The organism is Methylomonas sp. DH-1, assembly GCF_046097555.1.
Taxonomy (GTDB): domain Bacteria; phylum Pseudomonadota; class Gammaproteobacteria; order Methylococcales; family Methylomonadaceae; genus Methylomonas; species Methylomonas koyamae.
Window position 1 is genome coordinate 4,873,329 of sequence record NZ_CP143089.1, and the last position, 15,174, is coordinate 4,888,502.

10 protein-coding genes are annotated in these 15,174 nt (G+C 50.3%); 7 read left to right on the forward strand and 3 right to left on the reverse strand.

Going from position 1 to position 15,174, the window contains the following annotated elements; all coding sequences use genetic code 11:
- Nucleotides 1-66 precede the first annotated feature (66 nt).
- Entirely contained in the window at nt 67-1,314 is a 1,248-nt protein-coding gene (locus tag VXJ35_RS22245; protein ID WP_064023237.1) for a pectin acetylesterase-family hydrolase, read from the reverse strand.
- A gap of 371 nt (nt 1,315-1,685) precedes the next feature.
- On the opposite strand from VXJ35_RS22245, the gene VXJ35_RS22250 reads away from it, so the two are divergent.
- Complete coding sequence (locus VXJ35_RS22250) at nt 1,686-2,390, forward strand: phosphatase PAP2 family protein (protein ID WP_064023238.1); 705 nt, start codon at nt 1,686-1,688, stop codon at nt 2,388-2,390.
- Between the two features lie 25 nt (nt 2,391-2,415).
- Here the strand turns inward: VXJ35_RS22250 and VXJ35_RS22255 are convergent, their stop codons facing one another.
- The gene (locus VXJ35_RS22255) at nt 2,416-3,795 is read right to left on the reverse strand and encodes an L-serine ammonia-lyase (RefSeq protein WP_064023239.1); all 1,380 of its coding nucleotides are present in this window, start codon (nt 3,793-3,795) and stop codon (nt 2,416-2,418) included.
- Nucleotides 3,796-3,958: 163 nt separating this feature from the next.
- Nucleotides 3,959-4,699, reverse strand: a complete 741-nt coding sequence (ppgK, locus tag VXJ35_RS22260; RefSeq protein WP_064023240.1) for a polyphosphate--glucose phosphotransferase — start codon at nt 4,697-4,699, stop codon at nt 3,959-3,961.
- A gap of 753 nt (nt 4,700-5,452) precedes the next feature.
- Between ppgK and dnaN the strand changes: the two genes are divergently transcribed.
- The 6 genes from dnaN (at nt 5,453) to VXJ35_RS22290 (ending at nt 15,037) form a co-directional block, all read left to right on the forward strand.
- Nucleotides 5,453-6,556: a DNA polymerase III subunit beta gene (gene dnaN / locus VXJ35_RS22265; RefSeq protein WP_064023241.1), complete on the forward strand. Its 1,104-nt coding sequence runs from the start codon at nt 5,453-5,455 to the stop codon at nt 6,554-6,556.
- A gap of 13 nt (nt 6,557-6,569) precedes the next feature.
- Nucleotides 6,570-7,643, forward strand: a complete 1,074-nt coding sequence (gene recF, locus VXJ35_RS22270) for a DNA replication/repair protein RecF (RefSeq protein WP_064023242.1) — start codon at nt 6,570-6,572, stop codon at nt 7,641-7,643.
- A gap of 114 nt (nt 7,644-7,757) precedes the next feature.
- Entirely contained in the window at nt 7,758-10,163 is a 2,406-nt protein-coding gene (gyrB, locus tag VXJ35_RS22275; RefSeq protein WP_064023243.1) for a DNA topoisomerase (ATP-hydrolyzing) subunit B, read from the forward strand.
- A gap of 17 nt (nt 10,164-10,180) precedes the next feature.
- Entirely contained in the window at nt 10,181-11,476 is a 1,296-nt protein-coding gene (dndC, locus tag VXJ35_RS22280) for a DNA phosphorothioation system sulfurtransferase DndC (RefSeq protein WP_064023244.1), read from the forward strand.
- Nucleotides 11,469-13,532 (forward strand): AAA family ATPase, encoded by a 2,064-nt coding sequence (locus VXJ35_RS22285; protein ID WP_064023245.1) that lies wholly within the window; start codon nt 11,469-11,471, stop codon nt 13,530-13,532. The genes dndC and VXJ35_RS22285 overlap by 8 nt, the downstream gene beginning before the upstream one ends.
- A gap of 11 nt (nt 13,533-13,543) precedes the next feature.
- A complete protein-coding gene (locus tag VXJ35_RS22290; protein ID WP_064023246.1) occupies nt 13,544-15,037 on the forward strand; it encodes an ATP-binding protein in 1,494 nt (497 codons plus the stop codon).
- Nucleotides 15,038-15,174: the final 137 nt, after the last annotated feature.

Here is a 15,174-nt window from a genome sequence, read left to right on the forward strand (position 1 = left end):
CAAAGAGTTACCGCGCCGAATAGGTTTATCTGACAGAGCCGAGACTCTCGCCCCGGTAACCGGCCATTACGGTGTGCCAAAGCTTCTGGCCAAACAGGCCAATACCCCTTCCTGGGTTAAATTTTGTTCGCCGCAATCAACGCCCGGCGTACAACTCAGATTTTGCCAATCGGCATTGTCGTTGGTGACGATAGCCTTGGCCCAATCCACGAAGCGGATGCCGTTCAGCGCCGATGTATAAAACTCGTCGAAACGGAATATCGTATGGTTGCAACCGGGGTCGATGTAAGCCCGGTAGTTTTTCGGCAATGCGGCTTTTAATCCGCCGGCGATTGTATTCATTCCGGTACTCCAGCTGCCGAAACCGGAGAGTTGATCGGCTGGGACACCGTCGTTTTGTTCCATGATATTCAAGAACAATTTTTGCACCACGTCGTAAGCCGTTGTGTATTGCGCAAAACGCTCTTTGGGGTATTGCGCTGCCAGGGTTCTGTAGGCTCTCGGCAAGAAATCGGTTGCCGGAGCGGACGGCAAGGTTTTGAATATCGGATGCAAGTTGGTGTTGATGTTCCATCCCGAGTTAGGGCCGAATACGCCGGCCGCCAGAAAGCCGTCGGTAATAACCCCCATGCCACCGTCGCTGAGTAACGAGACCTTGGCGTCCTTGCCCAACAACTTTTGGACCCAGGGATAATTCAATGCCGCGCCGTAAGAACCGGCACTGGAACCGGCCACCAATATCTTGTCGATTTCTATGCGGCCGGCGTACAACGGGCTGAATTTGTTTTTCCGCTCGCGTTTAAAGTAATCCACCACATAAAGAAAGTTGTCGAAGCCGCGGTGTTTAATGGCTACCGCGTCGGTCGGATCGGGATTGAACGGATTTTGGTAAACCGTATCCTTGGAACCTAAAAATACGTCGCCGGTACAATACGATACAAACACCATGGTCCAATTTTTATATGGATTATCCGGATCTTCGGCGTTTAATAATCCAGCCATTTTATTTGGATTATTTGCATCCACATCGGCATCTGGCACATAGGTAGACTGCATGGAACAGGTACCGTAGTTCCAACAGGCGCCTCCACCGTTGAAATACAGCAACACCTTGTCGGCCTTACCCGGCTTTACGTAAAAAGAGTAAGGTTGGCCGAATGCGCAACTGGGTGTGACCAGCTTTTGCGAATCGCCAACTTTTACCGGATATTGACCCGGAGTTACTTCGACTTTTTGCCAGAGGTCCGTCGCCTGGCTGGCGGCGGCAAAACCCAGCAAAACGGCAAGTGCCGCGTTCGATACAAATGGCTTCATAGTTTCTTCCTATATTTTCTGGAATTGAGCGGAAATTCGCCTTGCGGCCTATTCGGCGTCCGGCTAACGTTCAAGTGTAGTCCGCTATGCCGCGAGCTAAGGGATGAAACTCGGAACTACTGATTTTCATTACCAGAACCGGCGTAGGCGCCGTTCAAGGCATCGCCGCGCTTTCGGCGAAGTTAGCCGGAAACTGCACGACATTGGTGCAAATTGGCCGCTGGCATTGGTTGAGATAAACCTATACGGCTGAATCCAAAACCGCCGGACCGCGGATGGTTGTTAATTTTCAAAGCCTTGTAAACGGAATCAAAATTTGGCGCAGTTTTGGCTTGGTTGTAGTGGATTCGAACCGACTATGTGGATGCCCAATGGCAACATCGAAACGCCATCACTGCGAATTAACCGTTCTGGCCGCACTTGCCGCGGCTACCACCCTCGTATTTTGGTTTACCAATTTGGACCGGTGGGCGGCCGGTTTATTTTTTTATCCGGGCAACGCCAGCGGCGTTTGGCCCAAACAGGACTGGTGGTTTTGGCGAGTTCTGTACGATTACGCATTTCCGTTCACGATCACGGCCGGTGCGTTTGCCCTGCTGGCTTACCTCTTCAGTCATCTGCACGATGACTTCCGCAGTTTTCGCCGCCAAGCCATGTATATCTTGCTGGTCATTGCGATAGGCCCGGGGCTGGTCATCAATCTGATCGTTAAAGACCATTGGGGGCGGCCGCGGCCGGTACACACCAAGGAATTCGGCGGTGAATACGACTACGTGCCGCCGGCAAAATTAGGCCATAGCCCGGATAAGTCTTTCGTCTGCGGCCATTGTTCGGTCGGATACGCGTTTTTTGCCCTGTATTTTTTAACGCAAAATTACAAAACGTTTTATTTGCTGCTGACGTTAGGCTTGGCGTGGACCATGGGTTTTACCCGGATGACTGCCGGCGGCCATTACCTGTCGGACATTCTTTGGTCCGGGTATCTGGTGTTTTTGGTGGCTTATGCTTTGTATTACGGCTGGTATCTGCGCGACAAACCGGTAACGGTACTCGAACGGAAAACCGCCACCGGTTAACACTCCGGCTTAACCGGACTGCGGCTCAACATTCGATCAAGTTCACCGCCAAACCGCCGCGCGAGGTTTCCTTGTATTTGGTTTTCATATCGGCGCCGGTTTCGCGCATGGTCTTGATCACCTTGTCCAGCGATACGAAGTGTTTGCCGTCGCCGCGTAGTGCAATCCGCGCCGCGTTGATCGCTTTGACCGAGCCCATCGCATTGCGCTCGATGCAAGGCACTTGCACCAAGCCGCCGACCGGATCGCAGGTCAAACCCAAGTTGTGCTCCATGCCGATTTCGGCGGCGTTTTCGACTTGCTCCGGCGTGCCGCCCAACACTTCGGCCAAGGCGCCGGCCGCCATCGAACAGGCCACGCCGATTTCGCCCTGGCAACCCACTTCGGCTCCGGACAGCGAGGCCTTTTCTTTATATAAAATCGCGATGGCCGCCGCAGTCAATAAAAAGCGAATCACGCCGTCCTCGTTGGCGCCTTCGCAAAACTTCCAGTAATAATGCAGCACGGCCGGAATGATGCCGGCGGCACCATTGGTTGGCGCCGTGACGACGCGGCCACCGGCGGCGTTTTCTTCGCTGACCGCCAGCGCAAACAAATTGACCCATTCCATCGTGCCGACCGGCATGCTTGGGGTTTGCCGCGGAATTTCGCCGGTCAGTTGCCGATACAGGTTGGCGGCCCGGCGCCTGACTTTCATGCCGCCGGGCATGATGCCTTCCTGGTGCAGACCGCGTTCGACGCAGGCCTGCATCACCTGCCAAATATTCAATAGCCGCTCGCGGATTTGTGCTTCGTTCAGCCAGGCCTTCTCGTTGCTCATGATTAAGTCGCTGATCGACTTGCGGTGAGTGGCGCATAATTTGAGTAAGCCGTCGCCGGTGTTGAACGGATAAGGCAAACAAGTATCGTCGTTGCTCAAACGGTCGACCGCCGCTTCCGGTCCGGTGACGACGAAGCCGCCGCCGACCGAATAATAATCGGCCTGCACCAATTCGGCGCCGGATGCATCGAACACGGTCAGCCGCATGCCGTTGGAATGGTAAGGCAATACTTTGCGTTGAAACAGCAGATCGGATTTTTCGTTGAACGCCACCGGATATTGGCCCAGCAGCCGCACCGCACCGGTCTCGCGGATCTGCGCCAGACGTTGCGGAATCTGGTCGGGATCGACCGCATCCGGCATTTCGCCTTCCAAACCCAGCATGACTGCCTTGTCGGTGCCGTGGCCTTTGCCGGTGGCGCCGAGGGAACCGTACAGTTCGACCTGAATCCGGCGGACTGCGCCGAGTAAGCCTTGTTGTTCCAAATTGCGGGCAAAGGCCATCGCCGCCCGCATCGGTCCCACCGTGTGCGAGCTGGAAGGGCCTATACCGATTTTAAAGATATCGAAAACGCTGATTGCCATGGTGATCGCCTGGGTTGGATAGAGCGGAAATTTGGGAAAAACTGGCTACTAAGACACGCCGGCAGTAACAAGCTTCCTCAACCAAGGTAACACCAAGCAATCATCGTACCGCGTACAGCAGCGAGAAACCGCAGCGCCAAAGCCGGCTGGGCCGAACCGTAAATTAAAGTTTCGACTTGGCAAACAGTGCGGCACCGACGATGCCGGCTTGGTTTAAAAATACGGCGGGTTTGACCGGCGTGTTCAATGCGAGTTGATCCTGGAATTTGTCGAACTTTTTACTGGCGCCGCCGCCGAGGATGATCAAGTCGGGCCAGAACAAGCGTTCCATCGCAGTCAAATAAGTATTGAAGCGCTTACCCCAGGTTTTCCAACCCAAATCCTCGATCTTGCGCGCCGCATCGGAGGCATAGCGTTCGGCTTTGACGCCGTTCTCCAAAAAAATATGCCCCAACTCGGTATTGGGCAATAAATTACCGTCGGTAAACAGCGCAGTTCCCAGGCCGGTACCCACGGTAACCAACAACACCACACCGGATTGACCCACGCCGTGGCCGAAATGCATTTCGGCGAGCCCGGCGGCATCGGCATCGTTGACGTTGAAACAAGCACAGGTTGTCGCTTCCGAAAATAATTTATCGATATCGGTTTGGATAAACTCCTTGGAGATATTGGAGGCCGTCAAGGCGACGCCGTGTTGCACCGCAGCCGGAAAACCGCAACCGACCGGCCCGTTCCAGTGAAAATGCACCACCAACTGCGCCAGTACCGCCGCAACCGCTTCCGGAGTAGCCGGCTGCGGCGTGTCGATACGATGCCGTTCCGATACTAATTCTCCGGTTTCGGTGTTGACTATCGCACCTTTGATACCGGAACCGCCAATATCCACGCCAAGTACCAGCATAAGTTCTCCTTGTAAAAATGATCCGATACCATTTTAGGCCAATCGGCGGGCTTACCGCTGGTTTATCAGTTCAAGATTCAAATCTGGCGGATCCGACTTATAAACATTGTTGATAAGCGTGTTGGCAAAATTCGTCAAATCTTGTGGAAAAATTGCGGATAAAACCCGCTTAGACAGTTATCCACATTGTTCCGACAAGCGTCAACGGCTGTGCTATACAGACTTATTGTTAATTCAACTACTTGAAAAAAATATAAAAAATTAACTTATCCACAGTTTTTTATGGACGTAATAGTAATAACAAAAAATAAAGATCTAATAATCTATTTATGATTAGCTGTTGAGATCGGCCGGCAAATCGGACTTGCGGGGACGGAAATTTGCCGCTTTGCCAGCGCCAAGGCAACCGGTTGGTACCGAAACGAACTTTATGAAGACCGATCTATTCCAGTAACCAATTCGTTAGCACGGTAGATAGTCGGCAAACCACAATTCCGCTAAGCGGACTCGCCAGTTTCCTCCATAATAGGGAAAGCAAACTTGTTGAAAAGAATGTTGGATAATATCGGCAAAAGATGTGGACAAGTTGTAGCCATTTTGACCCTTGCCGGTTTTCCACAAATTCTCAACAAGTACGGCGACGGTTAACTTACATGTTCAATACGAACAAAAGCTATTGATTCTGAATGGTAATTACGGCTTATCCACAGGTTTTTTCTTCGATAGTAATAACAATAGAGAAAAGATATTGATATGAAATTTATTATTAGCAGAGATCAAATTCTCGCTCCATTGCAACAAATCGTCAGCGTTATCGAGAAACGGCAAACCATGCCCATCCTTTCCAACGTGTTGTTGCAAGCCAGCGACGACCAATTGGTGATGACCGGTACCGACACCGAAATCCAGATTGTCTCGAAGATAAATATCGAATCAATAATAAAATCCGGGGAAATCACGGTTCCAGCGCGCAAGTTTCTGGATATTTGCCGCTTGCTGCCGCCTGCGGCAGAAATCAGTTTCGAGTTACAGGACGACAAAGTGAAACTGGTATCGGGGCGGAGCCGGTTCTCGTTAAGTACATTGCCGGCGGAACACTACCCGGAATTCAACGAATCGAACTACGAATACGATTTCGCATTGAATGCCGGCAAATTAAAGAAAGCGTTGGAAAAAACCGTGTTTTGCATGGCCAACCAGGATGTTCGCTACTATTTGAACGGCCTGTTGCTACATATCAGCAATTCCAGATTGAAATTGGTAGCTTCCGACGGCCACCGCCTGTCGATTTACGAGGACGATATCGGCCAGGCGACCGGCTGCGAATCCCGCATCATTTTGCCGAGAAAAGCGGTACAGGAATTAAGCCGCCTGTTGGACGATACCGAAGCCGAGTTGAATATCCAATTCTCCAACAATCACATCAAACTTTATTACAAGGATGTGGTGTTCTCGTCCAAACTGATAGACGCTAAATTTCCGGATTTCAGCAAGGTGTTCAACCAGAGCTTCATGTCGCCGCTGCTGATTCAAAAACAGTTGTTGCGCGAGGCCTTGACCCGGGTGGCGATTTTGTCTAATGAAAAATATAAAGGCGTTACCTTCGATATTGCCGGCGACTCGCTGAAGCTGAGCACGCACAATCCGGAGCATGACGAAGCCGAGGAAGAGTTGGTTATCGATTACCAAGGCGATCCATTGACGATTTCGTTCAATTCGCAGTACATGCTGGATGCGGTGACCAATCTGGATTCGGAAATGGCGGTCTTGACCGTTGCCAGCAATGCCAGCAGTTGCTTTGTGGAAGAACCCGAACAAGCCCTATTCAAATTCATCGTAATGCCGATGCGGATGTAAACAGCTTCTCGGGATGACTTTGTTAAAGTTGGATGTTCTGGCGGTGCGGAACATCCAGTCCGCCAGCATTTCGCCGTCGCCGTCCATCAACTTGATTACCGGGGCCAATGCCAGCGGTAAAAGTTCGTTGTTGGAGGCCATCTTCATCTTGGGTCGAGCCCGGTCGTTTCGGACCACCCATATCAAACAAGCCATCGCCTTAGATCAATCGCAATTGACTGTCGCTGCGCAAAACCGCCAGCAAAACGGATCGGTCAGCCATCTCGGCATTCAAATCGACAACAAACAATGCGAGATCCGCATCGACCAGGAAAACCGGCAGAAGGCGGATTTAGCTTACGCATTGCCGGTGCAATTGATCCATCCTAAGAGCTATCGTTTGCTCGATTCGGGGCCGCAAATCCGCAGAGAATTTCTGGATTGGGGGATTTTTAACCAGAACAGGAATTTTCTGCCTTGCTGGCGTAACTACAGTAAAGCCTTGCAGCAGCGCAACGCGCTACTGAAGAGTCGGCAAGTTCGGCAAATTTTGGCTTGGGATCGGGAACTGGCCGAGTACGGCCGGATGATCAAGGATTTCCGTCTGAGCTATTTAAGCGCTTTGCAACCGGTGTTTCTGGAAATGGCCGGATATTTTTTACGGAGCGACGACGTGGCATTGCGCATCCTATCCGGCTGGGACGACAAATTGAGTTTGGAGCAAGCGTTTAAAGCCGATCTGGAAAAGGATATGCGTTACGGCTTCACCCATAGCGGGCCGCACCGAGCCGATTTCCAAACTTACCTGAACAAACGGCTGGCTAAAGATTATTTGTCGCGCGGCCAGCAAAAGTTGCTGGTATTAGCTTTGCTGTTAGCGCAAGTAACTTTGTTGAATCGGGATAGCCCCAATACCTGTTGCATTCTGATCGACGACCTGACGGCGGAATTGGATGCAGATAACAGGGCAAAATTGCTAAAATACTTGGCCGAGCTTGAATGCCAAATATTTATCAGCAGTACTGGAATAGCCGATTTCGGCGATTTAAGTAACATCGACAACTACAAGTGGTTTCACGTGGAACACGGCGATATTAGCCAGGTTTGATGTTTCACGTGGAACGAATAATAAAAACTAGAAAACTCCATCACCAACGCATGATCTGTTGAATGCCCGAGCAAACGACAAACCACCGTGCGGTACAACACACTGGATACCCTCATGAGTGAACAATACGACAGTTCGAATATCACAGTACTGAAAGGTCTGGACGCGGTCAGAAAACGTCCTGGCATGTATATCGGTGATACCGATGACGGTTCCGGTCTACATCACATGGTGTTCGAGGTTGTCGATAACTCGATAGACGAAGCCTTGGCGGGATATTGCAAAGGCGTCGATGTCGTCATCCATGAAAACGGTTCGGTGTCGGTGTCCGACGACGGCCGCGGTATCCCGGTCGATATTCACAAAGAAGAAGGCCGTTCCGCCGCAGAAGTGATCATGACGGTACTGCATGCCGGCGGTAAATTCGACGACAACGCCTACAAAGTCTCCGGCGGCTTACATGGCGTCGGCGTTTCGGTGGTAAATGCACTTTCCGAAGAATTAACCTTGAAAGTCCGCAAGAACGGCAAACTGCACATGCAGAAATACGTGTTGGGCGAACCGGTTGCGCCGTTGGCCGTTGTCGGCGACGCCGAAGGCAGCGGCACCTATATCAACTTCAAGCCCAGCCCGACCATATTCACCAACATCGAATTCCACTACGACATTCTCGCCAAACGCTTGCGCGAATTGTCCTTCCTCAACTCCGGCGTCAGAATCTCGTTGCGCGACGAACGTAGCGGCAAGGAAGACGTGTTCGAATTCGAAGGCGGCATCAGCGCGTTCGTGCAACACCTGAATAAGAACAAAACGCCGCTGTTCGAGAAAGTGTTCCACTTCCAGGCCGAGAAGGAAGGCGTCACCGTCGAAGTCGCGATGCAGTGGAACGATTCCTACCAGGAAAACGTATTCTGCTATACCAACAACATCCCGCAACGCGACGGCGGTACCCACTTGGCCGGCTTTCGCGCCGCGCTGACCCGTACCATCAACCAATACATCGAAAGCAACGGTCTAGCGAAGAAGGAAAAAGTCGCCACCACCGGCGACGACGCCCGCGAAGGCTTGACCGCCGTGTTGTCGGTAAAAGTGCCGGACCCCAAATTCTCGTCGCAAACCAAAGACAAACTGGTGTCGTCCGAAGTGAAACCGTTGGTCGAATCGACGATGAACGAAAAACTGCAGGAATTCCTGCTGGAACAACCGCAAGTTGCTAAAGCCATCGCCGGTAAAATCATCGACGCCGCCCGCGCCCGCGAAGCAGCCAGAAAAGCCCGGGAAATGACCCGCCGCAAAACCACGCTGGATATTGCCGGCCTGCCCGGCAAACTGGCCGACTGCCAGGAAAAAGACCCGGCCTTGTCCGAACTATTCATTGTGGAAGGGGACTCGGCCGGCGGCTCCGCCAAACAAGGCCGCGACCGCCGTACCCAAGCCATCCTGCCGCTGAAAGGTAAAATTCTGAATGTGGAAAAAGCCCGCTTCGACAAAATGATTTCGTCGGAAGAAGTCGGCACCTTGATTACCGCGCTGGGCTGCGGCATCGGCAAGGACGAATACAACGTCGAAAAGTTGCGCTATCACCGCATCATCATCATGACCGACGCCGACGTCGACGGCTCGCACATTCGCACCTTGCTGCTGACCTTCTTCTACCGCCAATTGCCGGAACTGGTCGAACGCGGCCACATCTACATCGCTCAGCCGCCGTTGTACAAAGTCAAGAAAGGCAAACAAGAACACTACGTCAAAGACGACAACGCTTTGAACCAATACCTGATTCAAATGGCGCTGGATAAAGCCCAATTACAGACCGATCCGGACACCCCGGTCATCCAAGGTCCGGGTTTGGAAAAACTGGCGACCGAGTTTGCCGACGTCATGAACGTAATCCAACGCCTGTCCAGACGTTACGACGACCTGTATCTGGAACAAATGACCTACATGCCGGTATTGAACGCCGATATCAGAGCCAACCCGCAAATGTTGTCGGCTTGGTTCGCGCAACTGGAACGCAACTTGAACGCCGGCGACCACAAAGCCGTGTTCAGTAGCGAGCTGAGTTACCGCGACGCCGAAGATTTCGACGTCACTGTCAACAAACGCCTGCACGGCATCACCAAAACCTTCGTGTTGCACGCACCGTTCTTCTCCGGCCACGATTACCAAAAAATCGCCGCCTACGTCGAACACACCACCAACATGTTTGGCGAACACTCGGTCATGCGCATGGGCGAACGTGAGCAACACGTCGCCAATTTCAAACAAGCCTTCGAATGGATGATGCGAGAAGTCAAAAAAGGCCAGCACATCCAGCGCTATAAAGGATTGGGCGAGATGAATCCGGAACAGCTCTGGGAAACCACGCTGGACAGCAACAGCCGCCGCCTGCTGCAAGTCACGATCCAGGACGTGATTGCCGCCGACGAAATCTTCACCACGCTAATGGGTGACATCGTCGAACCCCGCCGCGACTTCATCGTCAAGAATGCGCTGGATGTGGCGAATTTGGATGTTTAAGAGGTAAGTTGTCAGTGATGATTCAAAATATTTTGGAAAGCCTCCATAGACTTTATTCTATGGACGCTCGGCCATGGATAGTCGGCTACAGTGGTGGCAAAGATAGTTCGATGATAGCCTCCTTGGTGTTCGAGGTAGTAATGGCGCTGCCTCCGGAACAGCGCACCAAAGAGATTTGTGTTGTCTGTACCGACACCCGTGTGGAAATTCCGGCTGTTGTTTCGAGGGTTCAAAGCGAGTTAGACCTCATGCAAGCCTGCTCAGAAAAGCATGGGCTAAACATTTCTGCACATTTATTAAAACCAACAGCACAGCAGTCGTTTTGGGTAAATATTATCGGGCGCGGTTATCCGCCACCTAACCGAACCTTTCGCTGGTGTACTCAGCGGTTAAAGATTGATCCTGTCAGCGAGTTCATTCGCGGAAAGCTTGGACATTGGGGGGAAGCCATTATCGTGTTGGGAGCCCGTCGAAGCGAGAGCGGCTCACGTGCACAAACATTGGATGCTCGGGCTAAGAGCGAATTCGGTTTGCGACGCCATGACGACTTACCTCGTTGCTGGATTTCGACCCCGATTGAACACATCTCTACTTTCGAGGTTTGGGATTATTTGATGGAACGTCCTTGTCCATGGGATGGCGATAACCAAACTCTTTTTCAGCTTTATAGGGATGCATCTGGCGGAGAGTGCCCGCTGGTGGTTGACCAATCTACACCCTCATGTGGCAATAGTAGATTTGGCTGCTGGACTTGCACGGTAGTAGAGAAAGATAAAGCCAGCGAAGGTCTGCTAGCCACTGGAGATCAGCGTATGGAATCACTGCTCCGCTTTCGCGAAACACTATTGCATTTTCGTGATCCGGAGAACGGTTACCGCGATATGGTGCGGAAAAACGGTCAAGAAGGACCGGGGCCGCTGAAAATTGAGGCCCGGAAAGAGCTTTTAACTAAATTGTTAGCTTTGCAAGACGAATCGGGTCTCCCTGTCATCAGCGAAGAAGAGCTGCATTGGATTCAAACCTTTTGGAATAGCGCTCGCAATCCAGATGACGGTACGGGGGTCGTCAATATTATCTTCCAGCAAAAGGGTGACGCCATGCCAGAAAGAAAGGATGAAGCTGAGTTGCGAGAAATCGAGGAGCGTGTAGCAACGGAAAAGGAAATATCGATTGAAACATTGCGACGGCTTGTTTCGAAGGTCGAAGAATATGGTGAAAGCCACCGTGCTGTGGGCTTGCCAGATGAACTGTTGCAGATATTGCAAGATGATTTGAGAGAGCGTCAATTGGAAAAGGAACAAACGCATGCCTGAGGTATATATTGATTCGCTGTCTATCAAGAATTTCGGGCCATATTACGGAGAGCATACCTTCGAGCTCGGAACTGAGGGATATCGTCGAGCCACGCTTATCGGTGGCAAGAATGGTGCGGGTAAGACACATCTGCTTCGAGCTTTATATCTAGCCACTGTCGGCGAAAGTGGGGCTATTGATCTTAAAAAAGTTGAATCAGGTTCAGATGCTACCCGATTTGATTTGGCCGAATCATTGAATCGTCGAGCGAAATCAGAGGGCGAAGACAGTTGCTCAATGACGTTACAATTAAGCCAGCGCGATGAAACCGGTAGTATTGGTCGAACGTTGACATTGGTTCGTCAGGTGAGGTGGCGCCCCAATTCACCTCCAGTTTTTAGCTCTAAAGCCAATCTATCTGGAGATTCTCAATGGATAGAGGACGAAGACAAGGTTCAAAAGTTACGCGATGCGTTTTTGCCACGCCATTTGACACGTTTTTTCTTTTTCGACGCGGAGCGTAGCCAAAGCATCCAGCTAAATGAGCGGGAAATAACTGAAGGCATCAGCCGAGTACTCGGTCTTTACTCCTATTCGGAATTAGAGGAAGACCTGCGCCAACTGACTGCCAATAAAATTCCCAAAATATACGGTAGTGGCTCCGAGGCAGAACGTCGCTTAAATGACATCACAGCTGAAATACTTCGCCATAAGTCCAACCTCAAGACACTTGATTTAGATGAGTCCGACCAGGAGCAACAGCTCCAGGACGTTAAATTCGAATTGGATGAAGTAGAAGATCAGCTCAAGTCCATCGGCGCTGTTGATCCAGAATCGCTAACCAAAGCGACTAAGCAACGTGAGGAAATAAAATCGACGAAGGACAAGTTAGAAGCTAATCTTGGCACGGCGTGGGAATCGACATTACCGATTTCTCTGTTAGGTGGTTTCCGTTCTGAACTCCACGAGTATTTAGTGAAAGAGGAACGCCGAAGAGATTTCGAAAATAGAAAAGCTAGTGTTGAGCCAAAAATCCCACAAGTTAAGCGAGCTGTATTTGAAAATGTGCCGCCTAACTTCTTGCTTGATGATTCCTACCGTAGTTTTTATGAAGCCCAAATAGACTTGGCACTACAAAGTCTGTTCAATCCGCCGCCTGAAGGCATGTCAGAAAAGATCTTTGTTGTACCTGAACGGAACGAGCTTAGCATTCAGGTCAGATCAAAACTACGAACTCAGGCGACTGCGATACAAGGTCTTGCTAACTTGTGTGCTGAATTAGAGCGTAAGACATCTGAACTCAGAGAGCTTGATCAAACGTTAAAAGTACTGAACTCGGACAGCACTGCTATAGCTCTGGGCAATGAGTTACGTGAGCGTAGGGGCTCTCTTCTAAAACATAAAGAGCAAATCGACGAAAAGATTTCCAATATCCAGGCCGAACGCGTTCTAATCAATACTAAACTCCATGAGCTTCATAAGGAGGAAACCAATCTGTCGGAGCAAGTGCAAAAAGTACAGAAAGGACGGGATCTCAATAGCTTGGCGCATCGCTATCGGGACGCTGTGAGCCAAATTAAATCCAGAGCAGCCATATCACTTCGAGAGAAGATCGCTGACATCGTTGGTGGATTGTGGCTCGATATAACTGACCGAGGTTTAGAGTATGTCGGCATGGAGTTTGATCAACACTGGAATTGCTTCCTGAAAAAGTCTGATGGCAGTCGCGTATCCTGGGAAAGTGCCAATACCTCGGCTGGTCAGCGCCAAGTTCGAATTTTGGCATTCACCGAAGCGTTGCGTCGTTTGGGCCGCTTCGTAACACCACTTGTAGTTGATACGCCATTGGGGCGTCTGGATAAAGAAGTTCGTGAAAACGTATTGGAACGACTGTATCTTTCGGGCCATCAAAGCATCATTTTGACTACTAACGCGGAAATCGATCCCAAAAGCGATCTTTTTGACCGAATCGCACCTCATTTATCCAGGGTTTACACTTTAAATCCCCAAGGTGATCCAGAATCGAACTCCTACCAAGTTAGAGTCAGCAATGACTACTTCAAACGAGTGCTTTAGAGATTATTGCCATGAGAATCAAAACTAGTGCCGCTGTCGGCGATTTCTTGGAATCGGTTTGGAGCCGCGTCCATGCTCCAAATAAAGCAGTCTTGGGCAGAGCTGGAATGTTTCTGGCTTTGGGAGAAGGCTTACCAAGTGGATTTAAGGTGGCCGATTCCCAGGGTATTGAGTTAGCTGAAGAAACTATCGTTGGCGACGACTTGGCTCCAGTAGTGAGAGCAGCTCTAAATTATCGCAATGGTTCGACACTAGATGAAACTACCTACAAGCAAGCGTTTCGCCTTTATTTCGAGTATGGTTGCCATCGTCTCATGCAATTGTGGGATGAATACAACGGCGACCAAATCATGTTCACTTCAGCGCTGATAAAAACGGCGAAAACCGGTCCTGAACTTGTTCAATCCAACGAAGACTCCGCAATAATGCCTTTGGCGATTGTGGACCATCCGGTCCGAATCAAGTTACTTGATGACGTTGAACCTTGGACAATCAATGCGGCTGGAGGGAATTGCCTTACCGTAATTTCCGGTAAACCCGGCTCAGGCAAAAGCCAACTTGCCCTGGACCTATTGGCCCAAATATCGCGCCAAGGTGTCAGATTTTTGTTTTTTGACTTGAAAGGTGAGTTGGAAGAGGACCCTTCAAACCCACAACAAACGCAAACTCGAAATAATTTTCTTCAAATTACTGGAGCACATTATATTCGTCTCATTTCAGAGGGTTTGCCCATCAACCCTTTGTTTAGAGGGAAGTCCGAGGCGGAAAATGCGCAGATTGCCTCGGAGGTTGCTTCTCTGGTGGGCGCATTCGCACCTCAGCTTGGCGCAAATCAGGAGAGAGTCATTCGAGATGCATTTGAAAGTCTGGAACGTCCGGATTTTCAAGGTCTTGCGGCAGAATTGGAGCAACGGGGAGAAGAAGGGGTTGCGCTCTCAATATTGGAGAAAATTTCCAAATTCAACTTGTTTTCAAATGCGGACAGGGCACAACCGATTGAGCGCTGGTTAAGTTCGTCACAAGTCATAGATTTCAAGCCTCTGGGCAATGACAACGACACAAAAGTTTTGGCAGTTGCCTTTATCCTCAACTGCATTATGCGCCAGTTGAACCGGGCCCTCGCTGTAAAAGATGGCATTCAGCCCTTGCAGATGGTGCTGTTTGTAGACGAAGCGCACCTATTGCTACCCAAGGAAGGAAAGTCAGGTCTTTTAGGTTCTTTAGCGCGTCAAGGTCGATCATGGGGCTTTCCGGTTTGGTTAGCTTCTCAAGATGCGGATGCATTTTTGACAAAAGGAGTTAATGCAACAGATTTTGCTGAACTAGCGGAATGCGGAATACATTTTTCACCTCAAACACTTAGAGAAAACGAACAGAGAAAAGTATTTGGTCAGGTTTTGCACACATCCTTAAAAAAAGGCGAAGCCGTTCTACGTTTATCAGGCCAGCTTTATACTGGCTCTGCTCGCCAATTATGGCGAGATAATGGTGATCTTGCCGATTAGATGGAACTCAGTAGGAAATTGACGAAAATTGATAAATCTGAGCGGGTTATAAATTCACAGTGAATTATGATATTGGTATTTTCCTTGGGAAATCGCTGGAATAAAAAGCATTTCAATGTTGGTGTCCTGAACAAAAT

Excerpts from the sequence above, each read along its gene's own strand:
- VXJ35_RS22245 (WP_064023237.1), bottom strand. The coding sequence starts at position 1,314 with ATGAAGCCATTTGTATCGAACGCGGCACTTGCCGTTTTGCTGGGTTTT.
- VXJ35_RS22250 (WP_064023238.1), top strand. The coding sequence starts at position 1,686 with ATGGCAACATCGAAACGCCATCACTGCGAATTAACCGTTCTGGCCGCA.
- VXJ35_RS22255 (WP_064023239.1), bottom strand. The coding sequence starts at position 3,795 with ATGGCAATCAGCGTTTTCGATATCTTTAAAATCGGTATAGGCCCTTCC.
- ppgK (WP_064023240.1), bottom strand. The coding sequence starts at position 4,699 with ATGCTGGTACTTGGCGTGGATATTGGCGGTTCCGGTATCAAAGGTGCG.
- dnaN (WP_064023241.1), top strand. The coding sequence starts at position 5,453 with ATGAAATTTATTATTAGCAGAGATCAAATTCTCGCTCCATTGCAACAA.
- recF (WP_064023242.1), top strand. The coding sequence starts at position 6,570 with ATGACTTTGTTAAAGTTGGATGTTCTGGCGGTGCGGAACATCCAGTCC.
- gyrB (WP_064023243.1), top strand. The coding sequence starts at position 7,758 with ATGAGTGAACAATACGACAGTTCGAATATCACAGTACTGAAAGGTCTG.
- dndC (WP_064023244.1), top strand. The coding sequence starts at position 10,181 with ATGATTCAAAATATTTTGGAAAGCCTCCATAGACTTTATTCTATGGAC.
- VXJ35_RS22285 (WP_064023245.1), top strand. The coding sequence starts at position 11,469 with ATGCCTGAGGTATATATTGATTCGCTGTCTATCAAGAATTTCGGGCCA.
- VXJ35_RS22290 (WP_064023246.1), top strand. The coding sequence starts at position 13,544 with ATGAGAATCAAAACTAGTGCCGCTGTCGGCGATTTCTTGGAATCGGTT.